We start from the raw sequence: 23,078 nt of genomic DNA, 5'->3' as shown, positions 1-23,078 counted from the left end.
CTGATGGATTACTACAACTGGCGGCGTCCACATCAACACAATGACGGGATCGCGCCAGCAAAAGCCGAGGATCGGCCTAACCAAGTGTCCGGATTTAGTTGACCACTACAGTTTGACCATGTGTAGATAGTGTCAGCGGCCTGCGAGGTAATGTTGAACATTGAGCGTTTCCACCATTTTGTGATCACGGTCGAAAAGACCTCTAACGTTTGGTTAAGGGGCCAGCTTTAGCCAGCCCCGAGTGAGCGGCTCGAAGAACTTGAACAGCTTGTTAGGTTGTTTACGGACATTCAGGAAGGCTAAGCAAGTTGTTCGGGTGTTCGCCATCATTTTGGGTTTTTAGATATTTGTTGCCGCTAGCGCTTTTGGCAACAATTACCCAAACTGATTGTCCGCCAGCACTCACCCAAAAGCGCCATTTACCTGACTCTATTCCGGCGATAGCGTCTTGTTGAGATAACTTCCAGCGAGTGCCATCCACATTTACTCCGCCGATAAACTGTATGCGCTCGTGGGCGCTTTGGCGGTTTGACTTATTTATGCATTTAACTTGATGGTCTGACATTGCAACCTCCGTTATTGGTAACTGCCTAACGTTTAAATTCGCCGGCTTGCGCGGCTTTTCGCGCAGGTCCGGTGGAATGATGGGTTGGGTATAGAGATTTCCATATATGGGGAGAGAAACATCTACCAGTCCATGTCGGCTGCGCGATCAAACTCGCCGGAGAGATGGAGTACAAATGCCTCCATGTCCTCGACTGAATTCATAGCACGAGAGTAGGTGCCGTCGCGCACATAAGTAAGGATCAAGGGAAGCCCGCTTTGTTGAATGTATCGCTCAGCAGGTGCACGCTTGCCCGACCAGAGGCAGGCAATGAAATCCTCCATCGCAATGAAGGCGGCCGACGCGTCGAAACTTAGTCCGTGGGCCAGTTTGAACTTACGACTGCCAACTTTGTGTGGAAGTAGAACAGGTACGGCACCTGCGCCTGAGTGAAAATAGAAGGCTTCGCCTTGCTTTCCAAAGGCTCCGTGAGCAACGTAGTTTCTCAATTCTTTGCGAAGTGAAACCAACCGGTCGTACTGGGACTTGGTGTCTGAATCTGTCAGAGCTAAGGCGGACTGAAACTTTACTGACCAGTCTGCCTCCGCCATCTCAGTTACCTCTGTTGCTGTCGACTTTCTCCCAGTCATGAGAGCAACGTGAATAAAGATATGTTCTGTCCAAGCGAAGAATGCCTCGACCGCGGAAATGGCTAGCCAGTTACTTTCCGCAATGAGAGGAAATGCTGGGAATGATGAATGTGTCCATGTTCCACCACCTGGAGTTGTGCCTTGCGTTACGATACGCTCCGTCTTACGTCTTTCATACTCGTCGCACTTGGCATGATAAGAGTCGCGGAGGAATTCGTATCTCCCAAATAGGGAAGATGCGTTGTTGGTCACGTTCACTTCCGATCGCGACACGGCGTCACCAGCTAACCATTCGAAAAAGGGCTGTGCGGCACGGACAGCCTTTTGAATTCGGATAACAAGCTCGCGTGCCGTAGACTCGTCGCGTTCGACGTCTTGCGCAAAGACACCAAGACCCATCTTTCGATGTTCGATTAGAAACCCACGACCATTCCAATCTACCGCGACAGACCATGCGGTCTTTTCCCACTTTCCGGCGTGTGGGAAACCGAGCAAGTCCACGAGAAGGAAATAGACAAGGTAATACGGCGGCAATTCTCGACCAGCGTTGGTTCGCCGTGCAAGAAAGAGCGTCTTGGGATCATGCTCTGTCGACGAATCGAGCGGTTTGAGGGGCAGGATAGCACGTTGCACCTTCACTCGGATCGCCTCAAGTTCTGTCGGAAGTGGAGATATCAAGGCTGCCTACTAGTCTGAGTAATTGATGTCGATGCTCAACAGTGATTAGATGGAAGACAGTATAAATCCGATAAAAAAGCCTTCCGTATAACTATGCACACCACCTCAAGAACACCACGAAAAAAATATTTTAAATCATAATATTACCAGCCTAACCATGATGTCTAGGTGTATTCTCATGAGCCAGTTTTATTAGGCCTGCCATTATAATTGAGCAAAAAACACAGTGATGACGTCTGATATAAAATGTTGCGGGCAGCAGATATCAAGCCGCCGTCACTCGCTTGTAGAACGCCGCAACCTCGCTCTCCTGCACATGGCACCAGGCCAGCACCGCTAGATAAAGCGGATACCAGCGCCGCTCCCATTGGCCGCGGGTCAGTCCACCAGCCAGCGGCTCAATGGCTCGCCTGATCTGGGTACCAGGGATGGGGCGCAGCCCGGTACCACCACAGCGCGGGCACACCTTGTCGACGGCCTTGCCGTGCAGGCGGCTCAGCTCCAGATCGCGGATCACTCCTCGCCCGTGGCAGAACTGCGGGTGACAGGCTGCCCCCGGCGTGTCCACCGTGCGGCAATAGTGCTGCACCGCCAGCGCGGCGATCGCCTTCAGTGCCATCCCCTGGCCGCGCTCCTTGATGGTCCCCACATACTTGGGTGCCAGCTTGCTGCACTGGGCCATCACCCCGATCACCGCCTTGTGGTGGCTGGCTTTGTCCTTGGTGTAGCGGGCCATCATCAGCGCCAGGCCCACCCCTTCATATTTCTGCACCAGCCCCAGCGCCCCCAGCACATCGGCCTGCGTCAGGTGAGAGGGTCCGGTGGAGCGGGACTGAATGGCCTGGATCATCGCCGAGCGGGGTTCCCCTATCGACAGCGCATATTCAAGTCGCATCAGAATGCCTCCAGTGACCAGTGGGCGCCTTTGCGCTGGACCCCGACGAAGGTGAACATCCAGTGCTGCTTGGCCGCGACCTTGATCTTCACCCTGGCATCGTCCTCCCAGAACCCCTTCACCTCGTGCAGCTCGATCAGCCCATCCCGGCGCACCACCATGAAATCCGGGGTGTAGAAGGTCTTGTCGGCCAGCCGCAGCTTGAGCGGTTCAAACTCGTAGTGCAGCACCTCGCCCGCCAGCATCAGCGTGCGCAGGTGGCCTGCATAGGCCTCCTCTGTCTTGTTCATGGACCCCGGTACCGGCTGCGGTCGGGCTCGCGCCTTTATTTTCCGTCCACCTGTAGGCTTCCCACTGTATGGCGTCATCCAAACACTCCCAGGCCGGCGGCCTTGTTCAACGTCATCACGACGTGATCCAGCTGGCTGCCGTGGGTCTGCTCCCACTGCTGCCAGCCCTTGTTGTGCAATTCCATGTGTGCCTGGTGGCAGAGCGGAAAGGTCATCAGGTCATGGGTCTTGCTGCCCATCACGCTGAGCCCGTGCCCCACCACGTGGTGCGCCTCGATGCCCTCGGTCTCCCCGGTCACCACGCACGGCAACTGGCGGACGAACGCCAGATAGTTGGCCGACTCCCAGCGCCGCATCTTGGGGCGTGGGATATGCAGCATCGGCGGCTCCGGGTCGATGGCCTTCACCGCTGGCTTGATACGCAGCCGGCCGCGCAGCTCGGCCAGCGGGTCCTGCTCTAGCAGCTCGGTGCGATTCACCCGATAGCGGGCATCGGTCTCCCGATAACCGCGCCCTGGCACCAGCAACCGCTCCGGCTCGAGCGGCGGCAAGCGGCAGGCGTGGCGCACCACGGCGATCGGCAGATGCTGCTGCACCTTGAACACGCTGGCCCACCAGCAGAGATCCCGTGCCTGCAACTGGGCAAGGGCAACCCCACACCAACCAGCGACCCTGGTCAGCAGTGCCCGGGCGATCGCCGCTGCGTGCTCCGCCGGGGTGAACGGCAACTGGCCATCCCGGTATGCGTTGTCATGGTGCCAGCACAAGGGGAGCGGCAGGCCCCCCATCTCGGTAGTGACCGATTCCCCGATGCAGCCATGGCCGATCAGGCACTGGCCCACGCTGCGCAAGGCCAGCTCGCCGCCGGCGGCGTTGACGATGGCAGGGTTGAGAAGGGCACTGGCAAGCTCCGGGAACTGGGTCAGCAGGTCGCCACCGTCTGGGGCAGGAACCAATACCGCCGGGCGGTTGGCCAGGGAGGTGCGCAGCGCAGCCAGACCCTCCCCCACCTTCAGCAGCACCACCCCCATCTCTGGCACAAAGACCGGATGGGTCGGCATCATCCCAGCTTCTCCACCATCTCCAGCTTGTCGAGCAGCGGGCCCAGGCGGGCCAACAGCTGATAACTGGCGGTGCGGCGCACGGCGAGGGACTCTGAGGCTATGATCCGGCGGGCGGCCTCGGCGGCGGTCAGGCCCGGGCAGGCGGTGTCGATGGAACGGAACAACTCAGCGCTGGTGTTGATGGCGGCCCCGGCCGGGTTGCTGGCCTGCTGCTGCAGGTGCTGCACTCTGGCCGCACTGCGGCTAGTAAACTTGCTCATGTGACCCCTTTACCTCACGGTAGTGGTTCAGCCGATCGCGAAAATACTCCTGGTTATCCACGGGCTGATTGATGATTGCCCTGGCAACATCCTCTCGGGTCGCCAGGTTGCGGCGGCACTGCCAAACCAGCAAAGCCGCCTGCTTATCCAACTCTATCCGCTGACGCTCCTGATCAGGTAGCAGCGCCAGATTGAATGTCATGACCAGCGCTCACGCCCCCTGTCAGCCCCTGCTTGAAGGCGTTCAGTATGTGGATCAGGTATGCCGCTTCATGGCGGGCATCGTGCAGAGCGTGGTGGCGGGCCCCCTCGAAAGGCAGCTGATACTTGGGGTCAATACCCAGTAGTTGCCGCCCCATCCAGACCACAGTGCGCAGGCTCTGGTTGCCACGAAACCACCAGGGCTGCTCAACACCCCATTGCTGATAGGCATGCGTCAACAACACATTGTCGAACTCACTGCCATTGCCCATCAACTCGACCGCAGCCACCTTCTCGAAATGGCGGCCGAGAAAGTTGGCCAACGCCTGCAGCGCATCCACCAGGAACAGACGACCGGCATTGCCGAACATCTCCTCCCAAGCGGCCGGGCTCTCCACCATCTGCCGCCCCCAGAACGCCAGGGTGTCGTCGTCACGCTGGCGGCCCTGTGCCAGATCGACCCGGCAGTAGAACTCATCCACAGCCCGCAGTTGCCCCACATCGACAATGACCACTCCGATGGTGCCGATCACCGCATCCACACCCTGGCCGAGAGTCTCGATATCCACGACGGCGACCTTTTTGGGGTTATTCATACTGCATGTTCCTTGGTTGATATGGTTGTCTTCATGCCGCCACCTTCCCCAACCCGACCTTGGCCAGCAGCTCGGCGAACCGGCTCTGGTACCAGTGCGGCTGCGTCTCGCGCTGGCAGCGCGGATCCACGATGTTCTTGCCGTACAGCAGCCCCTTGGGCGTGATCGCCCAGAACTCCTTCTGCTTATCCGGTGACTTGGTGGAGGGGCGCTGCATCTTGGTCAACAACCCGTTCGACTCGAGCAGGGCGTTGAAGTAGCGCACCCCCATGCTCACCCCGTGCTGCTTCAGCCCCTCGGTGGCTGAGAAGGTCGGCCGCGAACTGCCATCGGTGGCATCGCTCGGCGCGTCGATGGCGTAGGCTGGCAGCAGGTTAGGCAGACCGTGTTGGCGTTGGATGGTCTGCAGCATACCCAGCTTGCCGGAGTTGCTGACGTTCAGCATCCTGGCCGCCGTCTCGACGAACAGCAGTTCGACCTGCACTGCCTCCACGTTGATGGTCGGGGCATGGCCGATCGCGTACTGCCCCGTCTTGCGAATGCTGGGCAGCACCTCACCGGTGACCCACTGCTTGAACCCCTTGGCCGCGGGCAGCTTGCTGCCGAAGATCAGGGCATAGACCCCGCTCTCGCACAGGAAGCTGACCTCCTGCATCCCGCTGGTCGTGGGGGTGTCGCGTTTCACGACATCCCCCTCGTCCACATGGCGCTTCACCGCATCCCTCGGGTTGCTGTAGCCCAGCGCCTTGCACACATCGACGGCACAGAACAGCACGCGCCCGGCTTCATCGATCAGGCGCACCTTGCCAAACTCCATACTGTCAAAACTCAACACCTGCATGTCACTCTCCCGATTGTCATGTCCTTGGCATAGCCCCAAAAGATACTGTGTATTTATACAGCCATCAATCACCGTTTGTTAGGTTCTCACGGCGGGATATGACCTACACCATCAACGGCAGATGCTGCCTGACCAGCAATCCCAGGGGGAGCTCCTCGACGTCCAGTTGCAGCAGCACCAGGCCGAAGGCGTGCGCCCGGGTGAACTCCTGCCGCGCCCCCTTGCTCTGCTGCCAGCCGGGCAAAAACGCCACCGCCTCACACTCCATCAGCATCGGGATGGCGATCCGCATATAGGCATCATGCGCCCAGCCATCCGGCAGCACGGCGGGGTTCATCACCCTGGCCCCCTGCCCTTGCAGGTAGGCCTCGGCGGCAAAGAACGCAGGCCGGTTGAACTGTGGCAGGCCCGTCATGGGCCCTGCCACATACACCTTCACCCCGGCCAGGTCGATCAGGCCACGTTCATTCAGTTCTTTCAGTTCAACGGTCATGATGGGCCTCCCCGGCCAGATCGCGATTCGCACGGTTGAGCGCCACCAGCACCACCTTGGTGATCGCCAGCAGCAGTGTGCCCAACCACACCAGCAGCAACAGGATGGCCCGCAGCGGTGCCAGCAGCAGGCGCACCACAGGGCACGGGAACATCACCAACACCCAGCCCGCGAGGATCACCCACACCACCGGCGCCTGCAGCATCTGCCAGCCCATACCCCCCTCATAGGGCACCATGGCCAGCACAAACAGCGCCACGAACAGGTACATCAGCACGAAGAAGGCCTTAGCCATGGCTGGCCTCCTTGGTCTTCGCCGCCAACTCGGAGAGCTCACGGCAGGCTGACACCAGCCGCGGTTCATCCAGTAACGCCGCCTCGTCCTCTTGCACTTCTTCCCGCCATGCCCGCAGCGCTACCCATATCAGCACCAGCAACACGGCCAGCAGCAGCGCCAAGCCGACGATCAACATCCCAAGCAGCATGCCTATGTTCATCCCTTCCTCCCCCTCCCGGTGGTGGCTTGAAGGGCTGCCTTGTGCATGGCAGCCCCGACAATCACGCCTATCTCGGTGCTCCAGGCACCAAACCCGATATCGTGGATCACCCACATCCCGATCGACACACAGATGCCACCCTCTTGGGCCTTCGCCAGCTCCTCGATGCCCAGCAGCGGCGCTTGCCAATCCCGGGTCGGGGTGTGCTGGGCGTAGTAGTGCATCATCCCCCTACCCTCACCAGCTCCACCGCCTGGCCCCGGATCCGCGCAGCCTCTGCTCGCGCCTCCTCAGCCCCATCCCACACCAGGTAATACCCGGCACCGGTGGCGGCATCGGTCTTGCCCAGGGTGTCCAGCGAATTCGACACCTCCAGGTGCACCCTCTCCCCCACCCAGCCCCGCACTGGCGGATAGATGACCACCCGGCAGAACTGCGCCTCACGGACATCGCGCTCGACGTTCGCATTGAATTGACTGGCCATCACGCACCTCCCCCGCGTTTGAACAACGCCTTCAAGCTGGCGACGCCGCGCTGCCCAGCTTGCTGGTAGAACTCGGGGCTGTGGCGGATCTGCTCACGAGTGGGCAACCCCTTCAGCACCTCAGCCTCGATATCCTCCCCGGCCATCACACGGCGCACGACCTGGTCATAGGCTTGAGCGAACACCTTGCGGTACTCGTCAGCGGTCAGCGTCTGGCGTTCGAAGCGGGTAGCGCGAGCGGCAATCACCACGGCCGGGTGGCTCTTACGGTGGCGTACCACATCGGCCAACGCCTGATCGACCGTCGGCAGGCCAAGCGCCTCTGGTGTGATCTGGCACCACTTGATGAACATCCCGGTGCTGGGGAAGAACGGGATCTCCTGCTCGCGAGCCACCCGCATGCCCAGCTGCAGCTGCTCGCGACTGGTGCACTCAGCATCCACCAGAGCTCGGGTCCATTCGGCCAGGGCTCGGCGCTGGGCGTCATCGGTCGGGAAAGCATGCTTCCAGGCAGGGAACACGATCTTCAACTGCTCGAACAACATCGACACCATCTGCGAGTCGTGGTCGGTCAAAACCCGCTGCTGTTGCTCTCCGGCATGTGCAGCAAGACCACAACTCGTCATGTCCTCGAGCACTGCGCTCAGTGGTTTCATGCTCATCAGAAGCCCTCCTGCATCCGGCGATTCAGCTCGTCGGCAGTCATGGATTGGGTCAGGTCGGTATGCTGGCCACTGACGGGCCGATGGGTGGGGGCATTGCGCCTCACCGTCAACGGGGTCCACTGCTGGCGCAGCTTCTGCGGGGACAGCACATTGGTGCACCAGAATGCATCCCGGCTCACCCAGTCATACAGCTCGCAGATATCCCGGTGGCTGCGCTGGTCGAGCTCGCGCATCAGGCGGATCACGTTGGCCCACTGCGCCCAGTTCGGTTCAAGCGCGGTGGGCGCGATCACTTGCACCCGTTTGAACATCCACTGCGCGGTCGTCAGGTCTTCCGCCGTACCCCAGGCTTTGCCATTGGGCGTCTGGATCGCAGCCCCCGGGATAACCCGGGTCTTGGGCTCGGCAACAGTGGGCTCATCAGGGAGGGGGTCAGCAGTGACAGGCTCATCAGCGATAGGCTGTTCACTCTGCTGGTCGAAAGTCGCGACAGCGAGTTGCGACGAAGAGTCTTTAAGATCTGTCTTTATGTTCTTACTGATATAGTCTTCGGCGTGTTGTTCGGCGGGTAAATCCGCGCCGCCACTTTGCGAACCAGCCTCCAACCCCAGTGCTGGCGCGGCCTCAGAATCCGCGCCATATTCCGCGCTAAATATTTGCGATAATCCGCGCTGATAGGCATCGAAATTGAGCAGGCTCACCACGGTATAGCCACCCTTGCCACGGGCCCCCACACAGCTGATAGCCCCCTCTGCCCTGAAGAACTCCAGCGCCCGGCGGGCCTGATCTTCAGAGATGCCGCACTCCTGCCCTAGACTCTTGGCCGAGCACACCAGCTGCCCGCGGGAAAGCTGAACCCGCTTGCCGCCAAACACCACGGTGCGCTGCTCGTGCGCCACCTCAAGGATCAGGTGAAACATCACCGCCTTCTTGGCGACATCCCGGTACCAGGCCGCGTTCTTCATGCTGCGGTAGAACAGGCGAAAACCGGTGCGGGCATTGTCGTCCACGTTGCAACCTCGTTGCGTTGAGGCGGCCACCGGGGCCGCCAGTCTGATCACCTCACCCATGGCCCACCTCCCGTAGATGCTGCATCAGGCAGTCAAGGTGGCGCCTTGCCTGCTCCGGAGAAACGGGGATCTTGATTCCGCCACGGAACCCGCCATAAACCAGGAATGTGCCGCACTGGCTACAAACCAGTCGTGGCAGCATGCTGGGAATGACACTGGGTCGACGCTGACGCGGAAGTGAAGGCCGAGGCAGCTCTGGACGCTGATGCTCGACCCAAGACATGCTATTGGCACCTTGCTCAAAGGCATTGTTAACCGTATGCTTTTCCATGTTCTCATCCCCAATCGATGACTGAACCATGGCCTCGGCTGTTGACGCAGCGCGGGGCCGCCTTGTATCTACTTGCTGGAAGTCGTCGGCAGTTGCCGCACATTTGCGCCGGTGCTGCTGATCAGCCCCAGCACATGCTCCGCGGCCTGGGTGCCGATGCGCTCGATTTGCCCCTGCTCCATCCGGTCTATGACCCCGTCCGCCCTGGCGTCGTGAATGGCCTGCATGAGCTTGCCGAACACAGCCTGCGCCAGCAGCACCTGCTCTACCAGGTCATCATCGCTCACGACCCCCGCTGGTAAGTCCACCAGCACCTTGCCGCGGCTCACCGCCCAGGCCTCGAGGATACGGTTGTCGCCGGTCAGTTCGGTGACCGCGACAGCCTCACCCAGGTTCAGGTGATGGGCATCGCACTCCGGGTTGAACTTGTTGGCCAGCACAGTCGGCCCCTTGCCCAACAGTCGAGCCAGCTCGCTGATGTTGTGGTGCTTGCCGAGCAAGTAGGCTGACCACAAAACATCCGGACGCGAAACCATTGGTTTACTTAACGTGGAGGTTTCGGTTATTTGCGTCATGATCAGCTCCATGGCCATCCTGCGGCTGCAAAGCCGACAGAATATCGGCTGCCCTTGTCGCAAGGGGTAAAGCAGCAATCTCCTGCTGGCTTAGGCCTTGCCTCAGTAATTTCGGTACCCAGGTGGCCGGTACAACATTGCGTTTGAATGCACGCATTACGGCAGGGGGGCTCACTTGCAACGCTTTTGCCAGCGCAGCTTTGTTCTTGAATCGCTCGAGTAATACGTTCATTGCAGCTTCCTATCCATCTATCACAGATAAATGGTAACCGAGGATTTCTTTTTATGGCAACTGAAAGTTTCCAATGAAGGCAGGGACAATAGAAGGAATTCGTTATGCAGAAGAGAAACAATGACATGGCACGCTACGAGGCCGACAAGATAGCTTTTGCCAAACGCCTGAACGAAGCCTTAGAGGCTCAAGGGATTAGCGAACGTGGCCGAGCAGGCAAATTGAGGAGCATGTTACGTGATGCGCCATCAATCGTTGCCGTGCGCAAATGGCTTTCGGGCGAGAACCTGCCAGAAGTGAAGCGCTTGGGCGAGATCTCCCAGATCATCGGTAAGTCAGTGCAATGGATGCTGACCGGTGAAGACAGTAACGTGGAGGAGTTCTCTGACCAGGTTGGGCTGGTACCGGTACTCTCTTGGGTGCAGGCAGGGGCATTTTGCAGTAACGGTGACATACCGCTCCCCGAGGAAGTGGATGAGCGGATCCCCAGCCCGGTCCGGGTTGGCGGCCGAGCCTATGCCGTTCGGGTCAAAGGTGATTCCATGGTGTCTCGCGATGGGGGCCGATCCTATCCGGAAGGCACCGTGCTGATTGTAGACCCGGACGTTCATCCAGATGCTGGCAAACGGGTCGTGGCACGCATCGGTGACGAGACCACCTTCAAAGAGCTGGTACGCGATGCGGGCCAGTGGTACCTGAAGCCGCTCAACCCCCAGTACAGGATGATCCCGGTGACCGAAGAGGTCGTCATCTGCGGCGTAGTTCGCTGCGCAGTGCAAGAAGAGTAAGGGCGCCTCTGGCGCCTTGCTTTTTCCCTTGCAGCCTTCACGGTCCAATGTAACGGCGTTCTGCTAGCAACCCACAACGCCAACTCCCCCCCTCCCCCAGTTTCCATTCAAACAGCTCAGCATTACCCACTCTCCTCGAAGCGAATAAGCTCTACGCCCCACTAATCCCAGCCCCACAGCGGGCTGCCGCATCACTTCCACACCAGCCAGTTCCTGGCCCATGACAAAAAAATACAAAAAAACAGAAACCACAGGTTGACCACAAAGAAACCTATGATTACCATAAAATCACAAACAGAAACCAATTTGCGAAAGACGACCCCAGCCGGAGGGCCAGCACAACACTGGCAGCGGTGGCAACAAACCGCTTGGGGACATAACACCGGCAACCGGGCTGACTCACCTCCCCGCTCTCCCTTGGCAAGGCTGGTATGCGTGCCGACCAAGGTGACCGGAAAACACAGTCAGTGACCGGCTGGCAGCTGGAAAGACAGCGTTGTTGAAGTGATAGCGAACGAAGCGAGTGGCGGGTCTGACTCCCCAGCCACCCACCCGGTGAAAGGCCGGGACACAACCGGGATTGCATTGCAGGTGAGCCTAGGCCCATGGGGTACCGCACGAGAGACCCGGAGACCAATGCAATCCACGGTTGTGGTGAATGGGAAGGTCTTTGCGCCAACCGGCATTCGTAGGGATGCCCCCTAGACCTCGGCCGGTGTCAGACCCGGCCACCACAGCAAACCCGTCAGTTGGGCAAGTCGCAAGACCTCAGCGCTGACGCCGGATAGGGTAACCGGCAACCAACCCACCGCAGGGTTACGCGGTCGCCTGGTCCCGCTGTGAAGCGCCACCCAGGCCCTCGCCGAGAGGCGACAGTTTCGATAGGTAGGTCTGCCCGTGAGGGCGCACCGGTACCGATAGCAAGAACGGCTGACTCACTGTGAAGTGCTCAAGCCACCACCACAGGTGCAACGCATGTGGTTACTACTCCTGATGTTGATCTGGCTGTTCGGGCTGGCAGCTGACCAACTTGCAATACCAGCCGTCACCCACCTGACGGCGCCATCAAGGGCAGCACCACTGCCCATGCTGGCACAGGGCTCCGGGCCCTGACCAATCAGCCCGACATGTTCTCTCCTGGCCCCGGCAACGGGGCCCTTATCCCACAAGCGATAGCGGCCCAACAGCGGGTCACGGCCTCCTATTGCCTGTCGCTTGCGTGATGAGACCAATTTCAGACATAGCGGAGGCAGCCATGCACCCACGCGAGTTCATTGCCAAGCACATCAAGGCAACGCTGGAGAAGGAGGAATTCCCCCCCCCACGCGGTCTCGCTGGGGGTGAAAGAAGCCACCTTCTATTTCGACCTGACGCCCAGCTTCGCCAAGGGGAAGGTGTTCGATGAGTGCCTCAAGGCGGCCCGCGCAGTAGCCAGGGTCGCAAAGAAGGCCAAGCCCTGATCCGGGGAGCGGGTCATATCTCAACGAAGAGGCAACGATGAACCACTACGCCCAAGCGCTGGCCGAACTGCAGGCCCAGCCTGACCATGAGCTCAAGCAGATTGGCGACCAATGGCAGACCCCCAAGGCATTGGCTTGGGGCCTGTTCCACCAGTTCGCCCCCACCCTGGGGCCGGTGGTGCTCGACATGTTCGCCGATGACTGCAACGCTCTGGTGCCGCACTACTACGACGCCGAAGACAATGCCCTCACCCAGGAGCTGGCCGCCGACCTGCGCCGCCTCGGTGGTGCCGCCTTCGGCAACCCGCCCTACTCCCGCCCGTGCGCGGATAGCGAGGGCAACCCCATCACCGGGATGGAGGCCATCCTCAACAACTGCCGTGAGCAACGGGCACAGGGCGCCAAGATCATGCTGCTCATCAAGGCCGCCACCAGTGAAACCTGGTGGCCGGAGGATGCCGACTTCATCCAGTTCATCAGCGGCCGCATCGGCTTTGAAGTCCCGAGCTGGTACGTGCCCCGCGATCCGAAGAAGGACAAACCCAGCGCCAGCGGCTTTGCCTCTGCCGTGGCGATCTTCGATGCAAGCTGGCAGGGCGAGCGTCGACCCGAGGCACGCCTGCGCCGGGATGACCTCATCACCACCGGCCAGATCATCCTCGACATGATCCACCGCCAGGCGGTTGCCCTCAACGAAGAAGCCAGCCAGGCCATCGCCAAGGCCACTTCTACCGAGCCAGCCATGCTGCTGGACGAACCTGCCGTCGCCAAGCCGACAGCGTGGGAACCGCCAGTGGCCAGCGATGACACGACCAACGCCGCTGCGGCTGACGAGCTGGCAATGCTGGAGCTGGTATTGCCCATCACGGACAGCACCATGCTGGCCGAGCAGGGCTATTCCGATGCTGGCAGCATCATGGGCAAACAGCTCGAGTGCCGCGACCTGAGCGAAGAGCAGCTGGCCACGGTCAGGGGCTATGTGCAGGGTTGGCTGGACGAGCCCTATCCACTCTCCGAGATTTTCTATCGGCTTGATCTGGCCGTCGCCAACCTGCTGGCCGGCAAGCCTATCCATCAGGGCTTTGTCGCAGAAGATAGTCGTTCACCCGCACTGCCCTACTGGCAGCGCCACCCCGCAGTGAAGGGGGTTATCTACCAGATCGACGATGCGGACATCCTGACCCCGGCTAGGACCGCCGAGCTGGCCGCCTGGATCATCGACAACCTGACGGCCCCCGGCGATCTGCTGGCACAGGCCACCGCCAAAGCCGCCGAGCTGTTGGCGCAGAGTGCCGAACCTGTGCAGAGCGAACTGCAGCTCGAGCTGTTGTCTGAGCCAGAACTGGATAGCCACCAGCAAGACGAGGCCCCCAACATCAAGCCGCTGGAAGACTGGGCCTTCGACTACCAGAACGACGAGCTCAATCTGGGTGGCGCCGAGTGGTCATGCTTCGTCGCCGTGCTGACTGTCCTCTACGGCTCCAAGGAGCACTACACCGCCCGGGAGGTAGCGATTGCCATATCAGTCAGCGATGAGCAGCTCATGGACGAATACACCACCCTGGACGAGAAAACCAAGGTGCTGCTGCGCAAGGTTGTCTCAAATCTGAAGCAGGTTGAGGGATACAATTTCACCGAGTCCTTCACCATGCTCGACCTGCACCGCCAGGAGGCCGTGATCGCCTTGCTGAACGCCCTGCATCACGAGCCGACCCTCAGCCCAGTCACACAAAAGAGCGTGATGATCAACGCAATTACCCGAGTGAATGAGGTGATGGTATGAGCAAATCACTTCGCCGCTCCCGCGCCGTCAGGGCCAAGGTGACCGGGGCCCCGCTCAACCTGGGATCAGCCATCAACGTGGATCTGTTCGCCGGCGGCGGTGGCGCCAGCACGGGGATTGAGCGTGGGCTTGGGTGCCCGGTGCACATCGCCATCAACCACAACCCCAAGGCGCTCTCCATGCACCAGGCAAACCACCCGGAGGCTCTGCATCTGCAAGAGGATATCTGGGCCGTGGACCCGGTTGCTGTGCTGGCAGGGCGCTCGGTCGGTTGGCTGCACGCCAGCCCGGATTGCACCCACCACTCACAGGCCGCCGGCGGTCAGCCGCGCAAGCAGGAGATCCGCAGCCTGGCATGGGTGATCACCAAATGGCTTGCCCTGAGCAAACCTGCCGTGCTTTCCATGGAGAACGTCAAGCAGATGCGCACCTGGGGGCCCCTCATCGCCAAGCGGGACAAGGCCACTGGCCGGGTCATCAAGCTGGTCGAGGTTCAGCGCGGCAAGAAGACCAAGATCGAGCAGCATATCGCCGAGCCCGGGGAGCGGGTGCCACGCCAGCAGCAATACCTTGTGCCGGATCCCAAGCGGGCAGGCCAGACTTGGCGCCGCTTTCTGGCCAGCATCGAGCGCATGGGGTATGAGCTTGACCATACCGTGAAGAATGCAGCCGATTACGGTGCGGCCACCAGCCGCCAGCGCCTCTACCTCGTTGCCCGCCGGGACGGGGAGGCCGTTTGCTGGCCCGCTCCAACCCATTGCAAGGCCCCGGCACCAGGCAGCCACCTCAAGCCCTATCGGGTAACGGCGGATCACATCGACTGGTCTATCCCCTGCCCCAGCATCTTCCTCACCAAGGAAGAAGCCCGGGCACAGGGGCTGAACGTCAAACGCCCACTGGCCGATGCCACCCTGGAGCGCGTGGCAATCGGAGTGATCCGCGAGGTGCTGACCAATCCCAAGCCCTTCGTCATCGAGCTGGCCAACTGGTCAGGGCGCAGTGTCGATTCGGTTGATGCCCCATTGCGCACTATTACAGGCTGGCCCAAGGGTGGCGCGTTCGCCGTGTGCAACCCGAGTCTGGCCCCTCTGGTGGTGCGCCACTTCGGTAAAGGGGGTGAGCACGGGGTGGATGAACCTGCGGCAGCCATCATGGCCGGCGGCGGTGGCAAGTCTATGCTGGCGGCCCCCTTGATGGTGCAGGCCAATGGCGGGTTCAACACCGTGCCTGCCAGATCCGTGGCTGACCCATGCAGCACCATCACCTCGAGCGGCAGCCAGCAGCAACTGGCCTCCGCCTTCATGGTGCACCTGCGCAAGAACCTGCCACCGAGCACTCCGGAGAGCCAGCTCCCCACCATCGTTTCAGCGGGCCAGCACCACGCCCTGGTGCAGACCGTGATGGCGAGCCCGGGTGAGTTCGGTCTGACACCGGAGCAAGAGGCCGGGGCCCTGTGGGTCAGCGCCTTCCTGATGCGCTACTACTCGAGCGGCGGGCAGTGGGGTGCTGTCACCGACCCGATGCACACCATCACCACCAAGGACCGGCTGGCGCTGGTAACCGTGACCTGGTGCGGCAACACCTGGGTGATCGTGGATATCGGCCTGCGCATGCTGGTACCGAAGGAGCTCTATGGCTGTCAGGGCATGCCACGCCACTACATCCATGACCGCGGCCACGACGGCACCCCTCTCTCCATCACCGATCAGGTGCTGATGGTAGGCAACAGCGTCAGCCCTCCGCCGATGGCGGCCATTGCCAGAGCCAACAACCCGTACAAGCACCTGCAAGCCAGGAGGGCAGCATGAGCGTTGTTCAGGACGTTGCCGAGTGGATTCATGCCCTCACCGGCGGCGCCATCAGTGCCGATGTGGCCGCCGAGTTCTCCCTCACTGTCAGTGAGGCCAGCATCGTGATGGGCCAGATCCACAGGGAGTCTCGCTTCACCACTCGAATTGAACACTTCTGCATGGTTGGGCAAAACGGTCGCGGGCGCCATACCCGCCGCCTCTTCGTTGACATGGTGAAACCGCCGCAGTGGCGCAAGACCCCGGTGATCGGCATCAATGGGGATCAGGTCGTCCGGTTCGACAGTGTCACGGATGCGGAGACCAAGGGCGGTTTTGTCAGGGTCGGCATCACCCGCTGTCTTGCCGGCCAGCAGGAAAAGCACGGCGGGTACCGCTGGCAAATCGATACCACCAAAGGAGCAGGCCAATGCACCGCTACAGCTACACCCTGAATGCGGCCACCGAATTGGGGGCAGCACCGGATCGTCTGACCGGGACCATCGAGGCGCACCACCCGATGACTCACCAGCAGATCCGGCTGGCCGCCATCGACAAGGCCCCGGCCCAGTATCTGAATTTCAACGAACTGGAGTACCAGGAGATTGAATCCCCCCTGAATTGAATGCCCGGCCATGCAGGCCTGGATGTAACGAACCACGACTGTCCGGGAGGACACGATGCATATCAAACTTTACCAGCGCAATTACCGGGATGATCTCAAGCAGGCCATCCAGCAGGAGCATGCCGGCAACCATCAGGATGCGGCCCTCTCCTACAAGAAAGCCCAGCACCACGCCACCAGCGCCAACATGTTGGAAAAGGCCAAGTTCGCGATGGCTCGCCGTATTCACTGCCTCAAGCAGGCAAAGGACCCCCAATGGAGGCAGGTCAACACCAAGTTCCAGCAGCTCTATCAAACCCAGGGGCATCACTGATGGCCAGCCGCGGTATCAACAAGGCCATCCTGATCGGCAACCTCGGCCAGGATCCGGAAGTGCGCTACATGCCCGGCGGGAACGCTGTCACCAGCATCACCTTGGCGACCTCCGACACCTGGCGCGATAAGCAGACCGGCGAGGCCAAGGAGCGCACCGAGTGGCATCGTGTCGTGTTCATGGGAATGTTGGCTGAGGTGGCAGGGAAGCACCTGAAGAAGGGCTCTCAGGTCTATGTGGAGGGCAAACTGCGGACTCGCAAATGGCAGGACCAGAGCGGCCAGGAGCGCTACACCACCGAGGTGCTCGTGGACAGCTTCACAGGGGTGATGCAGATGCTGGGAGGAAGCGGGCAAAACGGAGGAGGGAAACAGCAAGCGGCAGGCAGCCAGCAAAGGCCAACGCCACAGCCGGCGCAATCACCGGCCTACACCGAACCACCGATCGCTTATGACGACGATCTGCCGTTCTAGCGTAACGAAAGACAGTGGCCCCATGGGGCCGCTCTTCTCGCCGTGAGGCGTAAAGGAGACATGAATATGCATCAGAAAGTGGTTGTGATGGAACGCCCCAGCTGGGTTCTGCCTCGAGTTTTGGGAGAGATGTTCGGGTACACTGAGAAGGCCATCAGCGAGAAGCGGAAGAAGGGTCAGCTTATAGAGGGGGTCCACTACAAGTTGGCCCCGGATGGGAAGTATGTCTATCACTGGCGGAGATATGAGGATTGGCTGACCGGAACCAAGAACTGATCGACATCGTTGCTGAAACACCAGGTGTCGAACTGCACGGCAAGAGTCTTCGCATCGACTTCCGATTCCACGGCAAGCGATGCCGGGAAACGCTCAACATGCCGGCCACCAAAGCCAACATCAAGCACGCCTCCCGCAAGCGGGAGGCTATCCTGCATGAAATTGCCATTGGTGTCTTCGACTACGCCAAACACTTCCCAGACAGTAAGAACGCCCACCGGTTCGCCGGCACGACCGCAAGCCGGGACATCTCTCTGGGCGACCTGGTAGAGCACTACCTGAAGATCAAGGATGTGGACATAGGCGATAACGCCCGTGGCCGATATCGCTCAATCCTGGGGATGCTGGCATCTGACCTGGACCACACCCGGGTCGTCAGCACCTTCCGGACCGAAGACCTGCAGCAATGGCGCCGGTACCTGATGACCGAGCCGCGTAACAGAACCAGCAAGCCCTTGGCTCCGAGATCGGTCAACTACTACATGATGGTCGCCGCTGGGCTGTTCAACTTCGCCAAGCAGAACGGCTACACCCATCAGGACCATTCTTCAGTGCTGACCAAGGTGGAAGTGATCCGGGATAAACCAGACCCATTTGATCAAGATGAGTTTCGTCGCCTGCAGGAGTCTGCCAGGCACGACATGGACGCAATGTGGGTCCAGCTCGCCTGCTGGACAGGCATGCGTACTGGGGAGCTCTGCTCCTTGGCATGGGAGGATGTTGACCTGGAGCGCGGGGAATTGCAGATCCGCCGCAACATCACCCAGGCCCGCAACTTCAAGGTGCCGAAGACAGGTCATGAGCGAACGATTGTGCTCCTCCCACCGGCAATTGAGGCACTAAGACGCATGCGGCCAATGACAGCCATGCGCCAATCCCACTACATCAAGAAGACGCTGCGGGACCGCCGGCAGGTAGATGAAAAGGTCACGTTCGTGTTCAGCCCCGATGTAACCAGCAAGACACCCGGGCTCAGCATCTGCTACACGGCTTTCACCTTGGGTGACAAATGGGACAGGTTGATAAAGAGGGCTGGCATTCGCCGCCGAACCCAATACCATATGCGCCATACATTTGCTTGCTGGATGCTGACCGCTGGCGCCAACCCTGAATGGGTTGCGTCTTACCTTGGGCACGAGGACAGCACCATGGTGCGAACAGTCTATGGCAAATGGATTCCCGAACAAGACCGCGACGAAGCGGACAGGGTTTGGGGCAGGCTTGGGGCCAGCTTTTCAGATTTGGCCCCAATACAGCCCCAAGATTTCAAAGCAACACAATAACAACCTGTAAATTAAAGAGAATTAGCCAATGGCTCAATTTATTTACACCATGAACAGGGTCGGCAAGGTCGTGCCGCCCAAGCGTCATATTCTCAAGAACATCTCCCTCTCCTTCTTCCCGGGCGCCAAGATAGGCGTACTGGGTCTGAACGGCGCCGGTAAATCCACCCTGCTGCGCATCATGGCGGGGATCGACACCGAGATCGAAGGGGAAGCCCGTCCGCAGCCCGGCATCAAGATCGGCTACCTGCCCCAGGAGCCGAAGCTGGATCCGGAGCAGACAGTCCGCGAGGCGGTGGAAGAGGCGGTCGGCGAGGTGAAACGCGCCATGGCTCGCCTGGATGAGGTCTATGCGGCCTACGCCGACCCGGATGCGGATTTTGACAAGCTGGCCCGCGAACAGGGCGAGCTGGAAGCCATCATCGCCGCCCAGGGTGGTCACAACATGGAGAACCAACTGGAGCGCGCGGCCGACGCCCTGCGCCTACCAGCCTGGGACGCCCAGATCAAGCACCTCTCCGGGGGTGAGCGCCGCCGGGTAGCCCTGTGCCGTCTGCTGCTGGAAAAGCCGGACATGTTGTTGCTGGACGAACCGACCAACCACCTGGATGCGGAATCCGTGGCCTGGCTGGAGCGCTTCCTGCACGACTACGAGGGCACCGTCGTCGCCATCACCCACGACCGTTACTTCCTCGACAACGTGGCGGGCTGGATCCTGGAGCTGGACCGCGGCGAGGGTATCCCCTGGGAAGGCAACTACTCCTCCTGGCTGGAGCAAAAAGACGCCCGTCTGGCTCAGGAAGCCAGTTCCGAAGCGGCCCGTCGCAAGTCCATCGAGAAGGAACTGGAGTGGGTACGTCAGAACCCGAAAGGCCGTCAGGCCAAGTCCAAGGCCCGTATGGCTCGCTTCGAGGAGCTCAACACCAACGACTACCAGAAGCGCAACGAGACCAACGAACTGTTCATTCCGCCCGGACCGCGCCTCGGCGACAAGGTGGTGGAAGTGGCGAACCTCTGCAAGTCCTACGGTGACCGCCAGCTGATCGACGATCTCTCCTTCTCCATTCCGAAGGGGGCCATCGTCGGCATCATTGGTCCGAACGGCGCTGGTAAATCTACCCTGTTCCGCATGATGTCGGGCCAGGAGCAGCCGGACTCCGGCACCATCACCCTGGGCGATACCGTCGTGCTGGCCTCCGTGGATCAGTTCCGCGACAGCATGAACGACAAGAAGACGGTGTTCGAAGAGGTCGCCGACGGTCAGGACATCCTGCGCATCGGCAACTACGAGTTCCCGAGCCGTGCCTACATCGGTCGCTTCAACTTCAAGGGCGCCGATCAGCAGAAGCGGGTCGGCGAGCTCTCCGGTGGGGAGCGCGGCCGTCTGCACCTGGCCAAGCTGCTGCAAACCGGCGGCAACGTGCTGCTGCTGGATGAACCGACAAACGATCTGGACATCGAAACCCTGCGCGCCCTCGAGAACGCCCTGCTGGAGTTCCCGGGTTGTGCCATGGTCATCTCCCACGATCGCTGGTTCCTCGACCGTATCGCCACCCACATCCTGGACTACCAGGACGAGGGTAAGATTGCCTTCTTCGAGGGCAACTTCACCGAATATGAAGAGTGGAAGAAGAAGACCTACGGCGCCGACGCTGTCCAGCCGCACCGCGCCAAGTACAAGCGCATCGCCAAGTAAGCGGCCACGCAGCCATGAACTGGAGCGAGGCGGCCCAGCCACACAGCTCCAGATAAACAAGCGCATCGCCAGGTAAGCGGTCACGCCGCCATGAACTGGAGCGAGGCGGCCCAAACGCACCGCTCCAGATACACCAGCGGACCGCCATGCAAGCGAAATGATGCATCACCCCATCGGGGTGATTGCAGCGTGACAAGGGGAGCCCAGGCTCCCCTTTCTGTTGCCTTTTCGCTTACACTCTCCCCGCGTTCCCCTACCGGCCCTACCAATGACCCAGACCAACGCCCCCCCGAAGAGACTCACCATCCAGATCCGGATCGAACCCGGCTGCCTGGGCCCGGATGGCAAGGCCCACATCGATACCTTCTGCGCCGCGGCCAGCCGGATCTTTGCCGCCATCGAACCCGAGCGGGTCAGCTGGGTGCTGCTCCCCCGTCACGACAAGCTGTTGCCCGAACAAGCCTACTTCATCGACGGGCGCACCCTGAGCGAAGCGCAGGCCAACCTGCTGCTGCAGCGCATGGGGCTGACGCTCACCACCTTGCAGGAGCACAGCGACGCCGTGCTGGCCCAGCTGGTGGAGCGCTATCTGAAGAGCCGCTGAGGGCCGCCCTCACGGAACAGGCCCCTATCGAGCCTGTTTTCAGAGGGCAAATGGCAAACGTTTGAATTTTTGCTCTATTCATTGATCCCCCTCGCAGATCCGGGGTTTGTAAACGCCGCCGCCTGTGTAAAAATGTGCGCGCTGTCACGGTATCAGGACGAGTCTGGTCGCTCAGTCGCCAGAAACAGGGCAACCCAGCCCCCATGGATGGAGTTGACTGTTCGCCTGCTGCTTATTTCACGTCACCCATTGGAATCCAACATGAATCAACCACACAACGCCACAGAGCAGGCAGCCAACCCGGCCGCCGGGCAAGGATTGCTCGAGCGCCTGTTTGCCCTGAAAGGCCACGGCACCACGGCCCGCACCGAGGTCATCGCCGGCATCACCACCTTCCTGACCATGGTCTACATAGTGTTCGTCAACCCGCAGATCCTCTCTGCAGCAGGCATGGACACCCAGGCAGTGTTCGTCACTACCTGCCTCATCGCCGGCATCGGCAGCATCCTGATGGGTCTGCTCGCGAACCTGCCCATCGCCCTGGCTCCGGCCATGGGGCTGAATGCCTTCTTCGCCTTCGTGGTAGTGGCCGGCATGGGCTACTCCTGGCAGGTCGGCATGGGCACCATCTTCTGGGGCGCCCTGGGTCTGCTGATCCTCACCCTGCTGCGGGTACGCTACTGGCTGATTGCCAACATCCCCCTCACCCTGCGGGTCGGCATCACGGCCGGCATAGGTCTGCTGATCGCCCTGCTCGGCCTGCACAACGCCGGCATCGTAGTGGCGAGCCCCGCCACCATGGTGACCGTGGGCAACCTCACCTCCCTGCCCTGCCTGCTGGGGCTGCTCGGCTTCTTCCTTATCTGCATCTTCTCCGCCCGCGGTGTGCACTCCGCCGTGCTGATCGCCATCGTGGTCACCACCACCCTGGGCTGGCTGTTTGGCGATGTGACCTTCAAGGGCTTCGTCTCTGTGCCGCCGAGCATCACCCCCGTCTTCGGTCAGCTGGACCTGATGGGGTCGCTGGACATCAGCCTGGCCGGGATCATCTTCTCCTTCATGCTGGTCAACCTGTTCGACTCTTCCGGCACCCTGATCGGCGTCACCAACCGCGCCAAGCTGGCCGATGATCGCGGCCACTTCCCACGCATGAAGCAGGCGCTGGTAGTGGACAGCGTGAGCTCGGTCGGCGGCGCCTTCATGGGCACCTCCTCCGTAACCGCCTACATCGAGAGCAGCTCAGGGGTGGCCGTCGGCGGTCGTACCGGCCTCACCGCCATCGTGGTCGGCGTGTTGTTCCTGCTGGCGATCTTCTTCTCCCCGGTCGCCGCCATGGTGCCGGCCTATGCCGCCGCCGGCGCCCTTATCTACGTGGGGGTGCTGATGTGCTCCGAGCTGACCCGGGTCAAGTGGGAAGACCTGACCGAAGCGGTACCGGCCTTCATGACCGCAGTGATGATGCCGTTCAGCTTCTCCATCACCGAGGGGATAGCCGTGGGCTTCATCTCCTACTGCGTGATGAAGGCGGGCACTGGCCGCTGGCGCGAGATCAACCCCTGCGTGCTGGTGGTAGCCCTGCTGTTCGTGCTCAAGTTCGTCTGGGTCGACAGCCACTAACCCGGCTTTCGCATACAAAAATGCCCGTCATCGACGGGCATTTTTTATGGCTGACAAAGGGCAGGGT

General features: G+C 60.7%; 30 protein-coding genes. 12 read left to right on the top strand and 18 right to left on the bottom strand.

The features are described from left to right. Positions 1-280 precede the first annotated feature (280 nt). The 18 genes from ACB039_RS14855 to ACB039_RS14770 all read right to left on the bottom strand — a co-directional run bounded on the left by ACB039_RS14855 (position 281) and on the right by ACB039_RS14770 (position 10,306). A complete protein-coding gene (locus ACB039_RS14855) occupies positions 281-565 on the bottom strand; it encodes a DUF3892 domain-containing protein (RefSeq protein ID WP_317841389.1) in 285 nt (94 codons plus the stop codon). A 122-nt stretch (positions 566-687) separates the two neighbouring features. Beyond that, positions 688-1,833: a hypothetical protein gene (locus ACB039_RS14850; RefSeq protein ID WP_317841390.1), complete on the bottom strand. Its 1,146-nt coding sequence runs from the start codon at positions 1,831-1,833 to the stop codon at positions 688-690. Positions 1,834-2,137: 304 nt separating this feature from the next. Further along, positions 2,138-2,767: an antitermination protein gene (locus ACB039_RS14845; protein ID WP_371165945.1), complete on the bottom strand. Its 630-nt coding sequence runs from the start codon at positions 2,765-2,767 to the stop codon at positions 2,138-2,140. Beyond that, complete coding sequence (locus tag ACB039_RS14840) at positions 2,767-3,057, bottom strand: phage related protein gp8 (RefSeq protein ID WP_042648556.1); 291 nt, start codon at positions 3,055-3,057, stop codon at positions 2,767-2,769. The genes ACB039_RS14845 and ACB039_RS14840 overlap by 1 nt, the downstream gene beginning before the upstream one ends. 74 nt (positions 3,058-3,131) lie before the next feature. After that, positions 3,132-4,121, bottom strand: coding sequence for a DUF968 domain-containing protein (locus ACB039_RS14835; protein ID WP_371165944.1), 990 nt, complete (start codon positions 4,119-4,121; stop codon positions 3,132-3,134). After that, a complete protein-coding gene (locus ACB039_RS14830; protein ID WP_371165943.1) occupies positions 4,118-4,381 on the bottom strand; it encodes a hypothetical protein in 264 nt (87 codons plus the stop codon). Before ACB039_RS14830 ends, ACB039_RS14835 begins: the two co-directional genes overlap by 4 nt. Continuing rightward, entirely contained in the window at positions 4,365-4,583 is a 219-nt protein-coding gene (locus tag ACB039_RS14825) for a DUF3283 family protein (RefSeq protein WP_042648553.1), read from the bottom strand. The genes ACB039_RS14830 and ACB039_RS14825 overlap by 17 nt, the downstream gene beginning before the upstream one ends. Beyond that, a complete protein-coding gene (locus ACB039_RS14820) occupies positions 4,555-5,178 on the bottom strand; it encodes a 3'-5' exonuclease (RefSeq protein ID WP_371165942.1) in 624 nt (207 codons plus the stop codon). The genes ACB039_RS14825 and ACB039_RS14820 overlap by 29 nt, the downstream gene beginning before the upstream one ends. 31 nt (positions 5,179-5,209) lie before the next feature. After that, positions 5,210-6,019 (bottom strand): Bro-N domain-containing protein, encoded by an 810-nt coding sequence (locus tag ACB039_RS14815; protein ID WP_371165941.1) that lies wholly within the window; start codon positions 6,017-6,019, stop codon positions 5,210-5,212. A 103-nt stretch (positions 6,020-6,122) separates the two neighbouring features. Then, complete coding sequence (locus ACB039_RS14810) at positions 6,123-6,512, bottom strand: DUF4406 domain-containing protein (RefSeq protein ID WP_103244323.1); 390 nt, start codon at positions 6,510-6,512, stop codon at positions 6,123-6,125. Then, positions 6,502-6,807, bottom strand: coding sequence for a hypothetical protein (locus ACB039_RS14805; protein ID WP_103244322.1), 306 nt, complete (start codon positions 6,805-6,807; stop codon positions 6,502-6,504). Before ACB039_RS14805 ends, ACB039_RS14810 begins: the two co-directional genes overlap by 11 nt. Further along, on the bottom strand, positions 6,800-7,009 hold the full coding sequence (locus tag ACB039_RS14800) for a hypothetical protein (RefSeq protein WP_322131003.1): 210 nt from the start codon (positions 7,007-7,009) through the stop codon (positions 6,800-6,802). Before ACB039_RS14800 ends, ACB039_RS14805 begins: the two co-directional genes overlap by 8 nt. Further along, on the bottom strand, positions 7,006-7,236 hold the full coding sequence (locus ACB039_RS14795) for a hypothetical protein (protein WP_231959418.1): 231 nt from the start codon (positions 7,234-7,236) through the stop codon (positions 7,006-7,008). Before ACB039_RS14795 ends, ACB039_RS14800 begins: the two co-directional genes overlap by 4 nt. After that, positions 7,233-7,493 (bottom strand): hypothetical protein, encoded by a 261-nt coding sequence (locus ACB039_RS14790; RefSeq protein WP_323895297.1) that lies wholly within the window; start codon positions 7,491-7,493, stop codon positions 7,233-7,235. The genes ACB039_RS14795 and ACB039_RS14790 overlap by 4 nt, the downstream gene beginning before the upstream one ends. Beyond that, a complete protein-coding gene (locus ACB039_RS14785) occupies positions 7,493-8,047 on the bottom strand; it encodes a replication protein P (protein WP_324051297.1) in 555 nt (184 codons plus the stop codon). The genes ACB039_RS14790 and ACB039_RS14785 overlap by 1 nt, the downstream gene beginning before the upstream one ends. A 107-nt stretch (positions 8,048-8,154) precedes the next feature. Continuing rightward, positions 8,155-9,228, bottom strand: a complete 1,074-nt coding sequence (locus tag ACB039_RS14780) for a hypothetical protein (protein WP_323895293.1) — start codon at positions 9,226-9,228, stop codon at positions 8,155-8,157. Between the two features lie 339 nt (positions 9,229-9,567). Beyond that, complete coding sequence (locus tag ACB039_RS14775; RefSeq protein WP_323895291.1) at positions 9,568-10,014, bottom strand: phage regulatory CII family protein; 447 nt, start codon at positions 10,012-10,014, stop codon at positions 9,568-9,570. Positions 10,015-10,039: 25 nt separating this feature from the next. Then, complete coding sequence (locus ACB039_RS14770) at positions 10,040-10,306, bottom strand: hypothetical protein (protein WP_180911231.1); 267 nt, start codon at positions 10,304-10,306, stop codon at positions 10,040-10,042. A 104-nt stretch (positions 10,307-10,410) separates the two neighbouring features. On the opposite strand from ACB039_RS14770, the gene ACB039_RS14765 reads away from it, so the two are divergent. The 12 genes from ACB039_RS14765 to ACB039_RS14710 all read left to right on the top strand — a co-directional run bounded on the left by ACB039_RS14765 (position 10,411) and on the right by ACB039_RS14710 (position 23,011). After that, entirely contained in the window at positions 10,411-11,094 is a 684-nt protein-coding gene (locus ACB039_RS14765) for a LexA family transcriptional regulator (RefSeq protein ID WP_323895287.1), read from the top strand. Between the two features lie 1,497 nt (positions 11,095-12,591). Then, entirely contained in the window at positions 12,592-14,337 is a 1,746-nt protein-coding gene (locus ACB039_RS14760; protein ID WP_371165940.1) for a phage N-6-adenine-methyltransferase, read from the top strand. Then, a complete protein-coding gene (locus ACB039_RS14755) occupies positions 14,334-16,145 on the top strand; it encodes a DNA cytosine methyltransferase (RefSeq protein WP_371165939.1) in 1,812 nt (603 codons plus the stop codon). Before ACB039_RS14760 ends, ACB039_RS14755 begins: the two co-directional genes overlap by 4 nt. Continuing rightward, the gene (locus ACB039_RS14750) at positions 16,142-16,579 is read left to right on the top strand and encodes a hypothetical protein (protein ID WP_371165938.1); all 438 of its coding nucleotides are present in this window, start codon (positions 16,142-16,144) and stop codon (positions 16,577-16,579) included. Before ACB039_RS14755 ends, ACB039_RS14750 begins: the two co-directional genes overlap by 4 nt. Then, positions 16,555-16,749 carry a hypothetical protein gene (locus ACB039_RS14745; RefSeq protein ID WP_102948876.1) on the top strand — a complete coding sequence of 65 codons (195 nt, stop codon included), beginning with the start codon at positions 16,555-16,557 and terminating at the stop codon, positions 16,747-16,749. The genes ACB039_RS14750 and ACB039_RS14745 overlap by 25 nt, the downstream gene beginning before the upstream one ends. Positions 16,750-16,804: 55 nt before the next feature. Further along, positions 16,805-17,062, top strand: coding sequence for a hypothetical protein (locus tag ACB039_RS14740; RefSeq protein WP_216944648.1), 258 nt, complete (start codon positions 16,805-16,807; stop codon positions 17,060-17,062). Next, a complete protein-coding gene (gene ssb / locus ACB039_RS14735; RefSeq protein WP_103244313.1) occupies positions 17,062-17,535 on the top strand; it encodes a single-stranded DNA-binding protein in 474 nt (157 codons plus the stop codon). The genes ACB039_RS14740 and ssb overlap by 1 nt, the downstream gene beginning before the upstream one ends. A gap of 60 nt (positions 17,536-17,595) precedes the next feature. After that, positions 17,596-17,811 carry an excisionase family protein gene (xisR, locus tag ACB039_RS14730; protein ID WP_307773191.1) on the top strand — a complete coding sequence of 72 codons (216 nt, stop codon included), beginning with the start codon at positions 17,596-17,598 and terminating at the stop codon, positions 17,809-17,811. Beyond that, positions 17,787-19,094 (top strand): Arm DNA-binding domain-containing protein, encoded by a 1,308-nt coding sequence (locus ACB039_RS14725; RefSeq protein WP_371165937.1) that lies wholly within the window; start codon positions 17,787-17,789, stop codon positions 19,092-19,094. The genes xisR and ACB039_RS14725 overlap by 25 nt, the downstream gene beginning before the upstream one ends. Positions 19,095-19,122: 28 nt before the next feature. After that, complete coding sequence (ettA, locus tag ACB039_RS14720; RefSeq protein WP_005329110.1) at positions 19,123-20,790, top strand: energy-dependent translational throttle protein EttA; 1,668 nt, start codon at positions 19,123-19,125, stop codon at positions 20,788-20,790. Between the two features lie 268 nt (positions 20,791-21,058). Further along, positions 21,059-21,394, top strand: a complete 336-nt coding sequence (locus tag ACB039_RS14715; protein WP_005329107.1) for a hypothetical protein — start codon at positions 21,059-21,061, stop codon at positions 21,392-21,394. Positions 21,395-21,655: 261 nt separating this feature from the next. Then, positions 21,656-23,011 (top strand): NCS2 family permease, encoded by a 1,356-nt coding sequence (locus ACB039_RS14710; RefSeq protein ID WP_041206332.1) that lies wholly within the window; start codon positions 21,656-21,658, stop codon positions 23,009-23,011. Positions 23,012-23,078 lie beyond the last annotated feature (67 nt).

The organism is Aeromonas sp. S2(2024) (genome assembly GCF_041402505.1).
Lineage (GTDB): Bacteria > Pseudomonadota > Gammaproteobacteria > Enterobacterales > Aeromonadaceae > Aeromonas > Aeromonas media.
Note: the sequence above shows the minus strand (reverse complement) of the source record. Positions and strands in the feature narration are given on the sequence as shown.